Origin of the sequence: Glycomyces lechevalierae, from assembly GCF_027622945.1 — a bacterium.
GTDB classification, from domain to species: domain Bacteria; phylum Actinomycetota; class Actinomycetes; order Mycobacteriales; family Micromonosporaceae; genus Glycomyces; species Glycomyces rutgersensis.
The window spans coordinates 26198-40639 of sequence record NZ_JAPZVQ010000004.1 but is presented as its reverse complement, the minus strand read 5'-3'; the positions used below and the strand labels follow the sequence as shown (position 1 = coordinate 40639).

At 71.0% G+C, this 14442-nt stretch carries 18 protein-coding genes; 4 read left to right on the top strand and 14 right to left on the bottom strand.

Annotated features, from left to right (window positions below; all coding sequences use genetic code 11):
* The first annotated feature begins 6 nt into the window (after positions 1 to 6).
* The gene (locus O2L01_RS09030; protein ID WP_270121591.1) at positions 7 to 561 is read left to right on the top strand and encodes a TetR/AcrR family transcriptional regulator; all 555 of its coding nucleotides are present in this window, start codon (positions 7 to 9) and stop codon (positions 559 to 561) included.
* A 65-nt stretch (positions 562 to 626) separates the two neighbouring features.
* Positions 627 to 1076, top strand: coding sequence for a PaaI family thioesterase (locus O2L01_RS09025; RefSeq protein WP_270121590.1), 450 nt, complete (start codon positions 627 to 629; stop codon positions 1074 to 1076).
* A gap of 64 nt (positions 1077 to 1140) precedes the next feature.
* On the opposite strand, the gene O2L01_RS09020 is transcribed toward O2L01_RS09025, so the two are convergent.
* From O2L01_RS09020 to O2L01_RS08985, 8 genes are all read right to left on the bottom strand, one after another.
* Positions 1141 to 1449: a YciI family protein gene (locus O2L01_RS09020; RefSeq protein ID WP_270121589.1), complete on the bottom strand. Its 309-nt coding sequence runs from the start codon at positions 1447 to 1449 to the stop codon at positions 1141 to 1143.
* Positions 1449 to 2213 (bottom strand): AfsA-related hotdog domain-containing protein, encoded by a 765-nt coding sequence (locus O2L01_RS09015; RefSeq protein ID WP_270121588.1) that lies wholly within the window; start codon positions 2211 to 2213, stop codon positions 1449 to 1451. The genes O2L01_RS09020 and O2L01_RS09015 overlap by 1 nt, the downstream gene beginning before the upstream one ends.
* The gene (locus O2L01_RS09010; RefSeq protein WP_270121587.1) at positions 2210 to 2485 is read right to left on the bottom strand and encodes a phosphopantetheine-binding protein; all 276 of its coding nucleotides are present in this window, start codon (positions 2483 to 2485) and stop codon (positions 2210 to 2212) included. Before O2L01_RS09010 ends, O2L01_RS09015 begins: the two co-directional genes overlap by 4 nt.
* Positions 2479 to 3210, bottom strand: a complete 732-nt coding sequence (locus O2L01_RS09005) for an SDR family NAD(P)-dependent oxidoreductase (protein WP_270121586.1) — start codon at positions 3208 to 3210, stop codon at positions 2479 to 2481. The genes O2L01_RS09010 and O2L01_RS09005 overlap by 7 nt, the downstream gene beginning before the upstream one ends.
* A complete protein-coding gene (locus O2L01_RS09000) occupies positions 3207 to 4556 on the bottom strand; it encodes a class I adenylate-forming enzyme family protein (RefSeq protein ID WP_270121585.1) in 1350 nt (449 codons plus the stop codon). The genes O2L01_RS09005 and O2L01_RS09000 overlap by 4 nt, the downstream gene beginning before the upstream one ends.
* Positions 4557 to 4792: 236 nt before the next feature.
* Entirely contained in the window at positions 4793 to 5452 is a 660-nt protein-coding gene (locus O2L01_RS08995) for a 4'-phosphopantetheinyl transferase family protein (RefSeq protein WP_270121584.1), read from the bottom strand.
* A 73-nt stretch (positions 5453 to 5525) separates the two neighbouring features.
* Positions 5526 to 6227: an HAD family hydrolase gene (locus O2L01_RS08990; protein WP_270121583.1), complete on the bottom strand. Its 702-nt coding sequence runs from the start codon at positions 6225 to 6227 to the stop codon at positions 5526 to 5528.
* Between the two features lie 13 nt (positions 6228 to 6240).
* Positions 6241 to 6996, bottom strand: coding sequence for a LuxR C-terminal-related transcriptional regulator (locus O2L01_RS08985; protein ID WP_270121582.1), 756 nt, complete (start codon positions 6994 to 6996; stop codon positions 6241 to 6243).
* Positions 6997 to 7390: 394 nt separating this feature from the next.
* Between O2L01_RS08985 and O2L01_RS08980 the strand changes: the two genes are divergently transcribed.
* Positions 7391 to 7729, top strand: coding sequence for a hypothetical protein (locus tag O2L01_RS08980; RefSeq protein ID WP_270121581.1), 339 nt, complete (start codon positions 7391 to 7393; stop codon positions 7727 to 7729).
* 128 nt (positions 7730 to 7857) lie between these two features.
* On the opposite strand, the gene O2L01_RS08975 is transcribed toward O2L01_RS08980, so the two are convergent.
* The 3 genes from O2L01_RS08975 to O2L01_RS08965 are packed head-to-tail and all read right to left on the bottom strand — an operon-like array spanning position 7858 to position 10315.
* Complete coding sequence (locus O2L01_RS08975; RefSeq protein ID WP_270121580.1) at positions 7858 to 8430, bottom strand: DUF2165 family protein; 573 nt, start codon at positions 8428 to 8430, stop codon at positions 7858 to 7860.
* 14 nt (positions 8431 to 8444) lie between these two features.
* Entirely contained in the window at positions 8445 to 9059 is a 615-nt protein-coding gene (locus O2L01_RS08970; protein ID WP_270121579.1) for a hypothetical protein, read from the bottom strand.
* Positions 9056 to 10315 (bottom strand): MFS transporter, encoded by a 1260-nt coding sequence (locus tag O2L01_RS08965; RefSeq protein WP_270121578.1) that lies wholly within the window; start codon positions 10313 to 10315, stop codon positions 9056 to 9058. The genes O2L01_RS08970 and O2L01_RS08965 overlap by 4 nt, the downstream gene beginning before the upstream one ends.
* Before the next feature lie 62 nt (positions 10316 to 10377).
* On the opposite strand from O2L01_RS08965, the gene O2L01_RS08960 reads away from it, so the two are divergent.
* On the top strand, positions 10378 to 11004 hold the full coding sequence (locus tag O2L01_RS08960) for a TetR/AcrR family transcriptional regulator (RefSeq protein ID WP_270121577.1): 627 nt from the start codon (positions 10378 to 10380) through the stop codon (positions 11002 to 11004).
* Positions 11005 to 11437: 433 nt separating this feature from the next.
* Here O2L01_RS08960 and O2L01_RS08955 read toward each other — a convergent pair whose 3' ends face one another.
* The 3 genes from O2L01_RS08955 to O2L01_RS08945 are packed head-to-tail and all read right to left on the bottom strand — an operon-like array spanning position 11438 to position 14439.
* Entirely contained in the window at positions 11438 to 12247 is an 810-nt protein-coding gene (locus O2L01_RS08955; RefSeq protein ID WP_270121576.1) for an isocitrate lyase/PEP mutase family protein, read from the bottom strand.
* A 60-nt stretch (positions 12248 to 12307) separates the two neighbouring features.
* Positions 12308 to 13015: an alpha/beta fold hydrolase gene (locus tag O2L01_RS08950; protein ID WP_270121575.1), complete on the bottom strand. Its 708-nt coding sequence runs from the start codon at positions 13013 to 13015 to the stop codon at positions 12308 to 12310.
* 47 nt (positions 13016 to 13062) lie between these two features.
* On the bottom strand, positions 13063 to 14439 hold the full coding sequence (locus O2L01_RS08945) for a metallophosphoesterase (RefSeq protein ID WP_270121574.1): 1377 nt from the start codon (positions 14437 to 14439) through the stop codon (positions 13063 to 13065).
* Positions 14440 to 14442: the final 3 nt, after the last annotated feature.

Sequence of the window (14442 nt, the reverse complement as noted above, 5' to 3'; positions counted from 1 at the left end):
GTCTCCGTGCAGGAATCCACTTCCCCCGGGGCGGGGCGGCCGCGCGCGGACGTCACCGCCGAGGTGTTCGCCGCGACCCTGCGCTCGGTGCACGAGTTCGGGTACGCGGGCGCGACGATGGACCGGATCGCGGTCGCGGCGGGCGTCGCGAAGACGACGCTGTACCGGCGCTGGCCGTCGAAGGGTGCGTTGATCACCGCGTGCTTGGTGGACGCGTTCGGTCCCGCGCCGCTCCTGGGCGAGGACCGGGAGGCGGTGCTGACCACCGCGATCCGCTGGGGCGCGGCGCGGATCGGCGATCCGGGCGTCGGCGCGGCCTTCGCGGGCGTGTTCACCGACGCAGTGAGCGACCCGGCGCTGCGGGAGATCCTGACGAACGAGCTGCAGGCGCCCTACCTGCGGGTGCTGCAGGACGCGCTCGGCGAGTCCGAGCAGCGGGTGCGGTTCGTCATCGACGTCGTCATGGGCACGCTGCTGCACCGCATGGGGATCTCGGGCGAGCCGATGGCCGAGGACGACGTCGAAGCGCTCATCGCGATGGTCATCGGCGTCTTCCGCTGAGCGGCGCGCGCCGCCCTAGACTGGGCGGGCACGACGCTGTGCAGGACAGGAACGGAGCGCTTGAGATGACCGAGTTTCCCGCCGAGGTCCGCGACCGGTTCGCCGGTGCGGGCATGGACCTGGACGAGCTGTTCTCCGCCGGCGAGCTGGGCGCCCGCATGGGCGTCGACGTGCTCGAGGCCGCCCCCGAGCGGGTCGTGGCGCGCATGGCCGTGGAAGGGAACCGGCAGCCGTACGGGCTGCTGCACGGCGGCGCTTCGGCGGTCCTGGCCGAGACCCTCGGCTCGATCGGCGCGATGCTCCACGGCGGGCCGGAGAAGATCGCGGTGGGCGTGGACTTGAACGTGACGCACCACCGGGCGGTCCGCTCGGGGTCCGTCACCGGCGTCGCCACCCCGATCCACCGTGGACGGTCGACGGCGACGTACGAGATCGTCGTGAGCGACGACGAAGGCCGGCGCGTGTGCACCGGCCGCTTGACATGCCTGATCCGGGACGCCCCGACCGAGCGCTGAACAAGGCGCTTCGCGTGCCGCGGCCCCTCTGCGGCGGCACGCGAAGCGCCGGTGTCCGTGCGGCTCAGGCGTTCTCGACCGGGAGCTGCACGGGCGCGTTCGCCGACTGCCGGAACCGGTGGACGCGCACCTCCTGCCACACGCCGCCGGTCCGGAACGGATCGGCGTCCGCCCATGCTTCGGCGGCGGCGCGGTCGGGGACGTCGATGATGAAGAGGCTGCCGATGCCGCTTTCGCCGTCATCCGAGAGCAGCGGCCCGTAGACCAGCGGCTTCGGCGAAGCGGTGCGCAGACGGGCCGAGTGCTCGGCCATCAGCGCGGGTCGGCGCCCGGTCCCGTCGACGCCGTCCAGGCAGTGGAGGACGAAGAGCATCAGATTAAAGCCCCCATCGCGTCGAGGGCGGCACGCGGCCGCGGCGTGGTCTCGTCCCGGAGCGTCTGGCGCGCGGCCATCGCCTCCTGCTTCTCCGCGAACCGCACCGGGATCACCCGGATCTCGGCCTCGAAGCGGGCCGCGATCCGGCCGGTCTGCTGCACTTCGACGGTGAAGGCGATGACCTCCCCGACCGGGCCCTCCTCGCGGCGGCGCAGCCGGTACTCCAGGTGCGCCGGAATGGGGAACACGAAGTTGAGGAACGTCGAGTTCACGTGGCTGATCACGAACCGCGAGCGCGGCTCGGGGCTGATCAGGTGCCGCTCGGTGACGGCCGTCCACGTCTGCCGCGCGGCCTCGAGCAGGGTGACCGCCGGGATGTGCAGGCCCGTCAAGTGGTCCTCCAGGACCTCGACGCGTTCGTCGAGGACCAGCGGTGTCCGGTAGCGGCCCTCGCCGAGGTCCTCGATCTCGCCGATGAGCACGTTCTTCTCGTAGACCTTGTGGGTCACGTCGCGCTCCACCGGGAGCGGGACCCGCTCCTGGGTGGCCAGCACGCACCGGCCGGTGACGGCGAACTTGTCGAGCTCGGCGAGCTGCTCCCCCGTGAGGCCTTGGCCGACGGTGATCTTCGGCGGGCCCTCGCCGCCGCCGGACCGCAGGTACTCCAGGAGCGCGGACACCGAGATGGTGCCCGGATGCGTCAGGAACTCCTCGAACCGGTCGCCGACGACCATGACCGACCGCTCATGGGCCTCGCTCATACCGCCACCTCCTGGTGCATCGCGGCCACGTACGCGTCCGCGAGCCCCGCGATCGTGCGGACGTCCGAGATGACCAGGTCGCCCTCGGCGAACGGGTCGGCGCCGAACTCGATCTCGAGCTGGATGATGAGGCGCGCGAGCAGGAGCGAGTTGAGCCCCACCGCGTTCAGCGCCTCCGAGCCGTCGATGGCACCGTGCTCGATCTCCGCTTCCGCGAGGAGGTCGATGATGTGGTTGCGGACGGTGTTCAGGGCTTCGATCTTGTCTAGCATGTGATTCCTCCGTCGACGATGATGGTCTGTCCGGTGATGAACGAGGCGCTGGGCGAGATCACGAACAAGACGCTGTTCGCGATCTCCTCGATGTCGGCGAGCCGGCCCAGCGGGGTGCGCTTCTGGATGCGCTCGCGGTTCTCGGCGGTGACCGCGGCGGTCATGCCGCTGTCGAAGAAGCCGGGGACCACGGAGTTGACGCGGATGTTCAGCGGCCCCAGTTCGCGGGCCAGGCTGCGGCTGAAGCCGTCGAGCCCGGCCTTCGCGGCGGCGTACACCGCGACCCCGCGGAAGCCGCGGACGGCGTTGATCGACGAGATGTTGACGATCTGGCCGCTGCGCTGGGCGCTCATGACCTTCGCGCAGGCCTGGGTGAGCGTGATCGGGGCGATGAGGTTCTGGGCGATCAGGTCCTCGATGCGCCGGCCGGGCACCGTGAGGAACAGCTCCTGGTCGGTCAGGACGCCGGCGTTGTTCACCAGCAGGTCGATCCTGCCGAAGCGGCGCCGGGCCGCCGTCGCGAACGCCCGCAGACCGGCCGTGTCGGCGAGATCCACTGAGGCCCAGTGGAAGTCCTCGGGGTGCTTCTCGGCCATCGCCTCCGTGAACTCGCTGGCGTTGCGGCTGAACGTCGCCACCTGCCAGCCCTGGTCGAGCAGCCGCTCGACGAGGACCATGCCGAGGCCGCGGCTGCCGCCGCTGATGACGGCGACCGGGGCGTTCACGCCGCGCCCCGGATCTTCTTGAAGCGGTCCGAGTGCTGACGATTCTGGGAGACCTCCACGACCGCGGGGATCTTGAACGGCTCCAGTTTGGACCGGCAGTGGGCGCGCACCAGGCGCTGCACGGCCGCCGGGTCCTCGGTGGACTCGGGGCTCAGCAGGACCGTGGCCTTGACGACCATGCCCATCACGTGGCTCGGGTGCCCGCTCACGGTCACCTCGGCGACGCCCGGCACCTCGAGGATCGTGTTCTCGACCTCGCTGGGGTAGACCTTCTCCCCGCCCACGTTGATGATCTCCGAGCGGCGGCCGAGGATCCTGATCCACTCGCCGTCGGTCTCGACCACGTCCTGCGTGTTGAAGAACCCCTCGTCGTCGAACGGCGCGTCCGCGTTGAGGTAGCCGAGCATCGCCATGTCCGAGCGGATCCACAGCACGTCGTCGATGATCTTGTGCTCGAAGCCGGCGTCGCCGAGCTTGACCCACAGCGTGTCGTCGCCGCGGGACTTCGTCGGGAGGATGCCGAGCTCCGAGAGGCCGTACGTCTGCTTGAAGCGGACGCGCGGCAGCGCGGCGGCCAGGCGCTTCAGCGTCTGGATCGGCATCGGCTCGGTGCCGTAGGTGACCAGACCCAAAGAGGTGCAGTCGAACCGGTCGAGCACGCCGGAGATGAGCACCATGTTGAGGAACGTGGGGGTCGTCGGCAGGACCTCGACCTGGTGGCGCTCGACCGCGGCGAACACGGCCTCGGGGCTGCGGTTCGCGATCGTGATCACGGTGCCGCCCTGGACGAGCGTGTGCAGGAGGGTGTTGATCCCTCCGATGTGGTCGATGCTGAGGAACGACAGGATCCGCTGGTCGCGGCCCTTCGCCTGGTAGCGGCCGAGGACCTTCTGGAAGTCGAGCACGGAGGCCTTGCTGCGGCCGGTCGTGCCCGAGCTGAAGAGGACCAGGCCGGGGTGGCGGGCCTCGCGCAGCTGCCCGTAGTAGGCGTGCCGGGCGCGGGTACCGGTGCGCTGCAGGCCCCGGACGCCGTTCTCCTCGACCGAGACGACGATCTCGACCTCGGCCACCTCGAGGAACTCGGCGCGCTTGGCCGGCGGCAGCGTGCTCAGCGGCACGACGACCACGCGGCGCTCGATGAGCGCCAGCAGGCCCGCGCACAGCAGCGGCGAGTACGTCCCTTCCAGAGCGACGACCGCTCCCGGAGGAACGTCGTGCTCGTCGAGGAACCGCAGCCAGTCGCCGACCATTGCGACCAGTTGCCGATAAGTGGTGCCGTGGCCGTGGAATACGATCGCCTCGCTGTCACCGTGTTCCGCGAATTGTTTCACGATGGCAATGCTCATGACGCCTCCCTGTAAGAAAGGAATGCAGACGGGATCCGACCGCAGTGGCGGTGCCGCATGACGGGTACAGGTGGAACGCGCCTGCTCACCGGCCCGAACGGCCGGGCGAGGATGGTTCGCGTTCCATTGGGGAGAAGCCTATGCACGGCTCCGGCCAGGCGCAATATCCACTTTCGGGGCGGTGCGATCGGCGAGCCCGAATGGGTATACCCGCTTTCTCCGCGAAAGCGTGCGCGCTATTCGGCGGTCACTGCCGTGACGATGACAGATCCGTCAGTATGCCAGTTCCCGGCGAATGGCGGAACCCGCGTTCCCTCGATCGTGTGAGCCGCGATCCCGATCTCGGCGGTGAACGAGCCGCCGCGGTCGAAGCTGCGGTCGAAGCGCAGGCGCGCGTCGTGGAAGCCGAGCCAGCGCTCGGTGAGGGTGAACCAGGCCTTGTAGAGGGATTCCTTGGCGCTGAACGCGATCGCGGGCCAGTGGACGGCGGGGTCGGCGGCGGCCAGGCGCGCGAGGTCGGCCTGCTCCTCGGGGAGGAGCACCATGTCCGTGACCTCCGCCGGCAGCGGGCGGTGCGGTTCGGCGTCGATCCCGACGGCCCGGAGGCGGTCGCGGCGTGCGGCCGCGGCGGCTCGGTAGCCGGCGCAGTGCGTGATGCTGCCGACGATCCCGTTGGGCCACACGGGTTGTCCGCGGTCGCCGGTGGTGATCGCGGTGGCGGGCACGCCGAGGCGCGCGAGGGCCAGGCGGGCGCAGTGGCGCCCGGTGGCGAACTCGCGTCTGCGGGAGGGCACGGCTCCGGCGACGAGCGCCGCCTCTTCGGGGAAGAGCGGCACGTCGGGATCGCCGGTGGTCCAGGCCGTCGCGACCTCGGGCGGGAGGACGCGCTCGATCACCGGGGCCCCCGTCCGGTTGCGCGCGTGGGAATGCCGGGCGCCGGGACCGGCGGAGGTCCCGGCGCCGGACGGGTCACCGCGGGTCGAGCGGCGCGGGCAGCGGGCCCGGCGTCGCCGGGAGCCGCCGCCAGCCGAGGCGGTCGGCGTGCTCGGTGAGCACCGGGTCGGTGCCGACCACGCACGGGTGGCCGACCTGCTGGAGCATGTCGAGGTCGCTCATGTGGTCGCCGTAGCAGCGGCAGTCGGCCGCGTCCAGGCCGCGTGCGGCGATGGTCTCGCGCACCGCGAGGGCCTTGACCTCGCCGATCATCGGTCGCACGATGTCGCCGGTGAGCCGCCCGTCGTCGCCGACGATCGGGATCGAGCCGAGCGCCAGGTCCGCGCCCAGCTCCTCGGCGAGCGGGTCGAGGCAGGCCGCGAAGGACCCGGAGACGAAGACGACGAGGTCGCCGTCCCGCCTGTGCGACGCGATGGCGTCCGATGTGGCCGTGATGAAGGCGTCGGGCCGCAGGCGGTAGGACGCGTACCATTTGCGGCCCTCCTCCAGCAGCTGCTCGTAGGAGGTCCCGGCGAACCCCCGGTAGTAGGCGCGGTTGACCGCCGAGCGCGGCGCGCCCGAGGCGGCCAGCGCGTGCAGTTCGCCGGCGGCCTCTTCGTAGGTCCGGTCGTCGCCGCCGCGTTCGAGCCAGTGGCGCAGGAAGTCGAACATGCTCTTGACCGCGATCACGGTCTCGTCGACGTCGAAGAAGGCGGCTCGTCGGGTTCCGTGGCTCATTCCGGCTCCAGTCTCAGGTGGTGTGCTGGCATTCGAGGAGGTCGTGGCGGCGCGCCGCTAGGTGCGGTTCCTCGTCGGGGCGCGGGTCGGGTGCGGGGGCGCGGGAGGTGTGCAGGCCCTCGCGGAGGATGCGGGTGACGGCGAACGTCCTGTTCGGAGAGTCGAGTTTGGCGAGGATGCTGCCGACGAGGCGTTTGGCGCCGTGCGGGGAGATGGCGAGGCGGCGGGCGATCTGCTTGTTGCTCATGCCTTCCACGAGGAGCGGCACGACCTCCCGTTCGCGGGCGGTGAGCCGCGGCGGGCGCCGGGTGTCGGCGGGCCGGGAGGTGAGCAGGCGCTGCGCGAGCCGCGCGGGGATCGGGACCTCGCCGATGGCGACGCGTTCGAGGCAGTCGCGGACGGCGTAGGTGGTGAGGTCCTCGGCGTCGAGGATGCCGGCGCTGGGGACGCGCACGATCTGGGAGAGGTCGACCTCGGCGGTGCGGGTGACGAGGAGGACGGAGCGCAGGTCCGTCTCGCCGAGCATCGCGAGCGCCGACGGGCGGAGCTCGTCGAGGACGAGGAAGACGAGCGCGGGTCCGAGGGGGTCGGCGCGGCCGGCCGCGGTGTGGATGGCCATTTCGGGGCTCTCGTGGGAGGTCACCGTGCGCACGAGGTCGAGTCTGGTGAGGATGCGTTCGAGTTCGGTGCGGAGCTGATGCCCGCCGATGCCGATGGCCACGTTGAACACTGCTTCGGCCCAACCCTGCCCTGGTGGTCTGTCCAGCATGTCTGCCCGACTCCTGTCTCTGGTCTCGGGGGACTCGGTCATTGGGTGTTTGCGACGCCGACCGCCGCGGCACTGGTGGAGAAGCCGGGTCGAGCGGAGGTGTCTTGGCCGCTGGACCGGTGGTACCGCAGCGGCTTCCGGGACCTCGATGCGAGGGAGTTCGGCACTCGGAGCGTTGATTCCCGATGTTCGCGGGGGTACGGATCGGGGTGAGTGCGCCCGGTCGACAGTGGTGGCGACGCTGCCGCAGACCATCGTTGCCCGGCCTTTTTCGAATGTCAACACCGGAGGTCCGGAATCGGACACTCAGCGTGCGCGCATCACTCGGGAACCACGGGGCATGTGCGCCTCCCCGTATCATCTTGAGGAACTTCCGTCCCCACCGCACAGTCAGATGCTCTATGCGACAAGGAAGGTCATCACCTTGACACCCCCGGCAGAACACCCGAGCACGCCGAGTTCGTCTCCTCGCGACAGAGAGGTCATCGCGCACCTCATCGCCGCTCCCGACCAGCAGACGGCCGCTGAATGGCTCGGAATCACCGACCGGCATCTACGGCGGAGGGTCGATTCGATCATGCGTCGATTCGGTGCCGAGACGACGCTGCAAATGGTGGTAATGGCCACACTCTACGGTGATGTCAACCCGAAGGCGGTCCCCGCGAATACGCCCGCCCATGAACTCCTGACCGAGGCGTTCAATCGGAGGAACAGGGCATCCGGTACGCCTTGAACATTCGGCGCGCCAAATCCGAATAAGACGGAAACCGCGCGTTTCGACTGCCGGCGACCGATGTCCGTGCGCCGCGGCCTCCTGCCGGAGCAGGGGGCCGCGGCGCCTCCGGGCGGAGCGCTCCCGCGCTACGACCGGTCGCGGGCCACGGGGAGGTTGACCACGATGGCCGCGAGGAGCGCGATGATCAACCCGGTGAGGTGGACCATCTGGACCGGGCCCATCTTCATCCAGTAGCCGAACCACATGCCGCCGCAGAGGAACACGACGAAGAGGCCGGCGAACGCGGTGAGGCCGAGGTTGGCCGCGCGGAGTGCCCGGGCCGGGAGGACGGGTTCGCGCCGCAGCAGGGTCTTGATCGCGAAGACCGCGCCGCGCCACAGCAGCGTGATGGACAGGAGCTGGTAGGCGATCACGCCGATCAGCGCCGGCACGGCCAGGCCCTCGGGCATGGCCCGCCACTCGATGCCGTTGCCCAGCACCGCGTCCGCGGAGAGCTCGTCCATCGAGAGCATGGCCGCGATGAGCGAGCGGTTCGTGCCGAAGTCGTTGATGTTGTTGGTGACCACGAGGGTCAGCCAGGCCGCGGCCCAGGTGAGGATCAGCGTCTGGAACAGGAGGATCCCGGTGGGGCCGGAGCGCTCGGGTTCGGGGACGACGCGCAGGGGCGCTTCAGTGTGGTTTGCCGTGGGGGTGGACACAGGAGTGAACCTTTCTAGGAGGCGATCGCGTAAGGCGGATCGAGTTGGGGACCGACGCCGTCGTGGGCGGCGATCCAGCCGTCGTGGAGCCACATGGGGGTGCCGCGCCGCGAGCGGGCGGCGTCCCAGTGGATTCCGCGTTCGTAGGTGAGGCAGACCCCGCCGGGTCCGACGACCGCCCAGGTGTAGCGGCCGTCGGCGTGGCGGGTCTTGACCTTCATGCCGGTGACGGTGCGGACCTGGCCGCCGTCGTCGGTCACGGTCTCGTCGTGCGGTTTGATCCACTGCACGACCAGGTCGTCGGCGTAGGCGCCGGCGGCCCGGCGGATCAGGTCGAACGCCGCCTTGCGGCTCTCGGCCCGGTCCGGCAGGCGCGTCGGCCCGCCCGGACGGAGGCTCGTGTAGCCGAGGAGGCGCCCGTCCCGGTCGGCGACCACGGTGGTGTGCGGCCCGCCGAGGCGGTAGCCGCCCGGCTGGCGGCGGATCACCGTCACCGGGAGGCCGTCGTGGTCGCCCGCCCGGACGTCCACGATGTCCCAATCGGACGGTGTGGCCAGGCCGGTCCCGAAGAGGGCCTGGGCTTCGAGGTTGAGTGCGGTTGCGGAGTCGATGGTGTTGGCTCGCATCATGTGGGTTCCTGGGTGTTGCGGCCCGGTAAGGCCATGGTGTTCCTGGTGCGGCGGGCCGCGAGGGCGATCATTGCCCCCACGGCGAGCAGCGTTCCTGCGGCCAGGCACACGCCGACGAATCCGGCGGCGTCCGCGGCGGCCGCGAGCTGGGGACCGAGACTCGCCCCGATGAACAGGACGAACGTGTACAGCGCGGTGGCGGCGGCCCGGGCCGGGCCGGCGACCGAGCCGACGGCTTCGATGAGCCCCGGCGCGGCCAGCGCGACGCCGCCCACGAACTCGAGCAGGCACAGCGCGATCGCCCAGACGCCGAGCCCGGAGACCGCCGCGGCGAGGAACGCGCTGGCGGAGGCGACCGCGAGCGCGCCGACGACGCGGGTGGTCGGGGCGTACTTGCGCAGGCGTCCCGCGATCCAGGGCGCGGCGAGGAACGCCGGGAGCGCCGAGGCGCGGAGGGCGAGCATCGCGGTGGGGTTGCCGGCCAGGCCTTCGGGCCCGACGGTCTCGAGTCCGGTGTAGACGGCGACGAACGAGGAGAGGACGGTGGCCGTCGCCAGGTACAGCAGGATCGTGTCGCGGCGGCGGAGCATCGTTCCCATGGCGCGCAGCGGGTTCGGGCGGTCCGTGGCGCTGCGGACCGGGTCGGGCTCGAGGACGAAGAAGAGGATCGCGGCGAGCGCGAGGACGCAGACGGCGCCGCCGAAGAACGGGGACTGCCAGCCGAACGTCGGCAGGAGCAGCGTCGCGATGGCTTGGGCGATGATCGCGGAGGCGATGAACCCGCTGGTCATCGTCGTGATGGCGATCGGGCGGCGGGACGGCTCGATGCGCTCGGCGACGTAGGCGAGCGCGGCCGGTGCGAAGAACGCCGAGGCGAAGCCCTGGATCGCGCGCAGGGTCAGGCCGGCGGCGAGGCCCCCGGCGAGGCCGACCGCGGCGGTGGCGAGGGCGGAGGCGACCATGCCGACGAGGAGCACGCGGCGGCGGCCGAAGCGGTCGGCGGCCGGTCCAGAGAAGAGGAAGCCGGTCGCGTACGCGAAGCCGAAGGCGGTGACCATCCAGGCGGCTTGGGACGTGCCCGCGCGCCAGCCGGTGGTGAACTCGCCGAGCAGTGGGATGACCACGTAGAGCTGGCCGACGACGAAGACGCCGGCGGCGGCCAGCGGCACGATCGTGCGGGCGGTGCGGGCCCACTGGGCAGGGCTGCGGTCCTCGCTGGGCGGCGAGACGGGTCGGGTCTGGGCTTGCTGGCTCATGCCTTCATTGAACCACCAACTCGTTTGTTGGTCAACATCGGAGTTGGAGTATTATTACGTTCATGTCGGATTCACAACTTCGCACACGCGATACCAGCGCGGACCTGTCGCCGCTGACGACCCGCGAAAAGCTCCTCCGAGCCGCGCGGGAGGTCTTCGCCGAACACGGCCTGGCCCATACCCGCATCTCCGACATCGCGGCCCGGTCCGGGGTCAACCGCGAGCGGGTCTACGGCTATTTCGGCAGCAAGGAAGGCCTGTTCGACGCCGTCGTCAACGACGCCCTGGACGAGCTCGCCGAGGCCGTCCCGCTCACCCCCGGCGAAGACCTCGTCGAGTACGTCGACCGCGTCCACGAGTTCCACCGCCTCCACCCGCAGCTGCTGCGGCTGCTGCTGTGGGAGGCGCTGCACTACCGCACCGAACCGCTCCCCGGCGAGGCCGAGCGGCAGGTGCGCTACCGCGAGAAGGTCAAGGCCCTCGAACAGTCGCTCGGCGCGGCCGAAGGCCACCTCCAGGCCGCCCCGACTCTCTTCATCCTCATCGGCCTCGCGGCCTGGCCGAGCGTCGTCCCCCAGCTCGCGCGCCTCATCCTCGGGTCTGAGGAGAGCGAGAACCCCGAGATCATGCGCGACCACGTCCTGTCGTTCGCGCAGGCGGCGCTGAGGCCGAGGGAACAGGGCGCGTAAGAACGCCCAGCGGCCGAGGTTCCCGCGCAAGTGAGGAACGCGCAGCGGTCAAGTCGCTCGCGGCCGCATGCCAAGCACGCGCCCGCCGGCCTCGACCAGCGCCTCGGAGGACTCGCGTCAACGCACGTGACGGTCGCGCAGTGGCCGACGCATCTGCGTTCGCGCGTACAACGGCGGCCGGATCGGCTGCGCGTGTGGCGGACACGCAGCGCGGGCGAAGCGCCGACGTAAGCAGCCCTCAGCTGTCTCAGCGTCCGCCCGCGTCCGCATCGGCGTGCTGGAGCGGCGCTCGGAAGACGGCCGAAGCGCGCAGCGGTCGCGGTATTCGCGGCCGCATGCGAAACGGGCGCCTCGGTAAACGAGGCGCCCGTGTCCATGCGAGGAACCGGCGCGGCGGCCGGAGTGCCTTCGCCGCCGCGCTCCTGCGTCGTGCTCAGGCGAGGAGGTCGTTCATCGTGCCGTAGCCGATGCCGTCCGCGATCGCGTCGTACGAGTCCGCTTCGAGGAAGCCGATCGTCGCCTTGCGGGCCAGTTCGTATGCGGCCGTGGCGAGTCCCGGACCCAGGCTGATGCGCGCCACGCCCAGGCGGTCGAGCTCTGACGGGGCGAGCGCGCCCGGGCCGGCCATCACGTTGAGCGGCAGCCGGATCGCCTGCACGAGCGCCGCGATCACGGCCGGATCGGTCACGCCCGGCACGAAGATGCCGTCCGCGCCGGCCTGCGCGTACGCCTCGGCGCGGGCGACCGTGGCGTCGAACCGCTCGGACTCCTCACCGATGCCGGCCAGGTACATGTCGATGCGCGCGTTGATGAACAGGTCCGGCCCGGCGCCCTCGCGGGCGGCGGCCAGGCGCTCGGCCTGGTCGGCGAGCGCGCGCAGCGACCCGGACGCCTCCGCCGTCGTGTCCTCGATGTTGACGCCGACCGCGCCCGCCTCGGCGACCGCTGCAAGCGTCTCGGCCACGTCCTTCGCCGTAGCGCCGAAACCGGACTCGATGTCGGCGGTCACCGGCACGTCCACCACGCGCACGATCCGGGCGATGGCGTCCACGGCCGCGTCGCGGTCGAGCGCGTCCCCGTCGGGGCGGCCGAGGCTCCACGCGATCCCCGCGCTCGTCGTGGCGATCGCGGGCGCGCCGGCTGCGGCGATGACCGCCGCGCTGGCGGCGTCCCAGCAGTTCGGGAGGCGCAGGGCCGGGGAGGTGTGGAGGGCGCGGAAGCGGGCGGCGGTCGAATTCGTCATGCGCTCAATGAAAGCAGCGATGTCGCTTCGTGTCTGGCCACGAAACGACATCACCGTCCCTCAGACCTCAGCGGGGCCGACGGCCGAGACGATCGCGTCGGCGAGCTCGGCCGGCTTCGTGAGCTGCGGCCAGTGCCCGGTCGGCAGGTCGATGTACGAGATGTCCTTGATCGCGGCGAGCTCCTTCACGAACGGCACCTTCTGCTCGATCCACGCACGGACCATGGCGCTGCCGAACTCGCAGCAGATGAGGGTGATCGGCACGTCGAAGCGGCGCTCGTCGCCGAGGACCTGCTGGTCGAAGGCCACGGCCTTCGGGGTCGGGATCGCCTTGGCGCGGAACGCGGTCCGCAGGTCGTCGTCGAGGTCCACCAGGTCCTCGTCCTCGAACACGTTCCAATCCGGCAGCGGGATCTCGCCGTCGACGACCGGCAGCTCGTCGTTGATGACGCCGCCCGGACCGAGCGGCGCCGAGTCGACGTAGACGACGCGGGCGATGCGGTCCGGCCGGGCGTCGGCGACCGCGTGCGCGACCGCTCCGCCGCCGGAGTGGCCGACGAGCACGACCGGGCCGTCGAACTCGTCGACCTTCGCGACGACCGCGTCGACGTGGTCGCGCAGGCCGATGCCGCTGCGGTCGGCGTCAGCGGATTCCATGCCGGGCAAGGTGAGCGGGTGCGTGCGGTGCCCGGCCTTCTCGAGCGCGGGAGTGATCTCGCTCCAAGAGGAAGCGTCGAGCCAGAAACCGGGGATGAGAATGATGTCCATCGCCCGACCCTAGCGGCGACCACCGACACTCACGCCGGAATCGCTCCTCAGGCGCCCGCGCGGAGGGTCATAACCGTGATGTCCGCGTCGGCGCCCACGCGGATCGGCGGGCCGTTCGTGCCGGCGCCGTTCGTGACGTACACCTGCGTGTCGCCATGGAGTTCGAGCCCCGTGAGCTGGCCGCTGCGGATGAGCGACGCGTAGTGGACGGGCCACATCTGCCCGCCGTGGGTGTGGCCCGAGAGCTGCAGGTCGACGCCGTAGCCGGCGGTGCGGTCGACCGCGTTCGGCTGGTGGGCCAGCAGGATCACCGGCCGCTCGGGATCGCGGTCGCCAAGGGCCGCTTCGAAATCGGGGCCGGTCTCGTCCTTGAAGCGGCGCTCCTCGACGACCAGGTCGTTGACCCCGGCGAGGTCGAAGCCGGGCAGTTCCACGCGCGTGTTCGGCAGGCCGGTCATGCCGAGTTCGGCCACCCGGTCGTACCACTCGTCCGCGCCCACATAGTGTTCGGCGTTCCCGGCCACGAAGAACGTGCCGTCGCGGGACTCGAGGTCCGCGAGAGGATCGGTGGCGTCGCGGACCTGGTCGGCCTCGTTGCTGGCGAGGTCGCCGACGAACGCGATGAGATCGGCGTCGGCCCGATTGATCTGCTCGACCACACGCTCGCAGTAGCCGCGCCCGCGGATCGCGGAGAAGTGCGTGTCACCCACGACCGCGATCCGATAGCCGTCGAACCGCCGGTCGAGCCGGGCCAGGTTCACCGTGACCGGCTTCAGTTGCGGCGTCCGGTACCCCTCGTACAGGCCGTGCCCGACCGTCGCGACCGCCAGCGCCGACGCGCTCACCCCGATCGCCCGCGACATCACGCGCCGCCGCGTCGGACCGGTGCCATGTGATGCATTACTGCCGCTGCCGGCAGTGGACTGCCTGTTCGCGGCAGTGGTACGTGATGTATTACGAGCATCGGTCGCCGCCTGCCCGGAGTCCGCCTCAGCGTCGTCGGCCGATGCTCGCGGCCACAGCCGGAGCCGGACGAGGATCGAGCGCAGGTGGTGCCAGAAGCCGTCCGCGCGGTCGGCCGCCGCTTCGGATTCCGACATGCCGCGGCGGGCGCGTCGGATGATGAGGAACCGCAGCACCTCCCCCACCAGGAGCAGGCCGAACAGGTACAGGAATACCCCGAACCAGATCAGGCCCGGATAGCCGACGGCCGCTTGGACATCGAGGGGAGCGGCCGAGGGCGTCAGGAACCGCGCAAGGAGGCCGAACAGCGCCAGGACCCCGAGCACGACCGCACCGGCGACGCGCCACCGCGAACCCTGGCGGGTCGTGTCGCGGCACAGCCGCCACCACAGGTAGTAGTGCAGGGCCGCGAACCCGGCCGTGACGGCCAGCAGCCGGACGACGAACCATGCGAAGGCCATCGG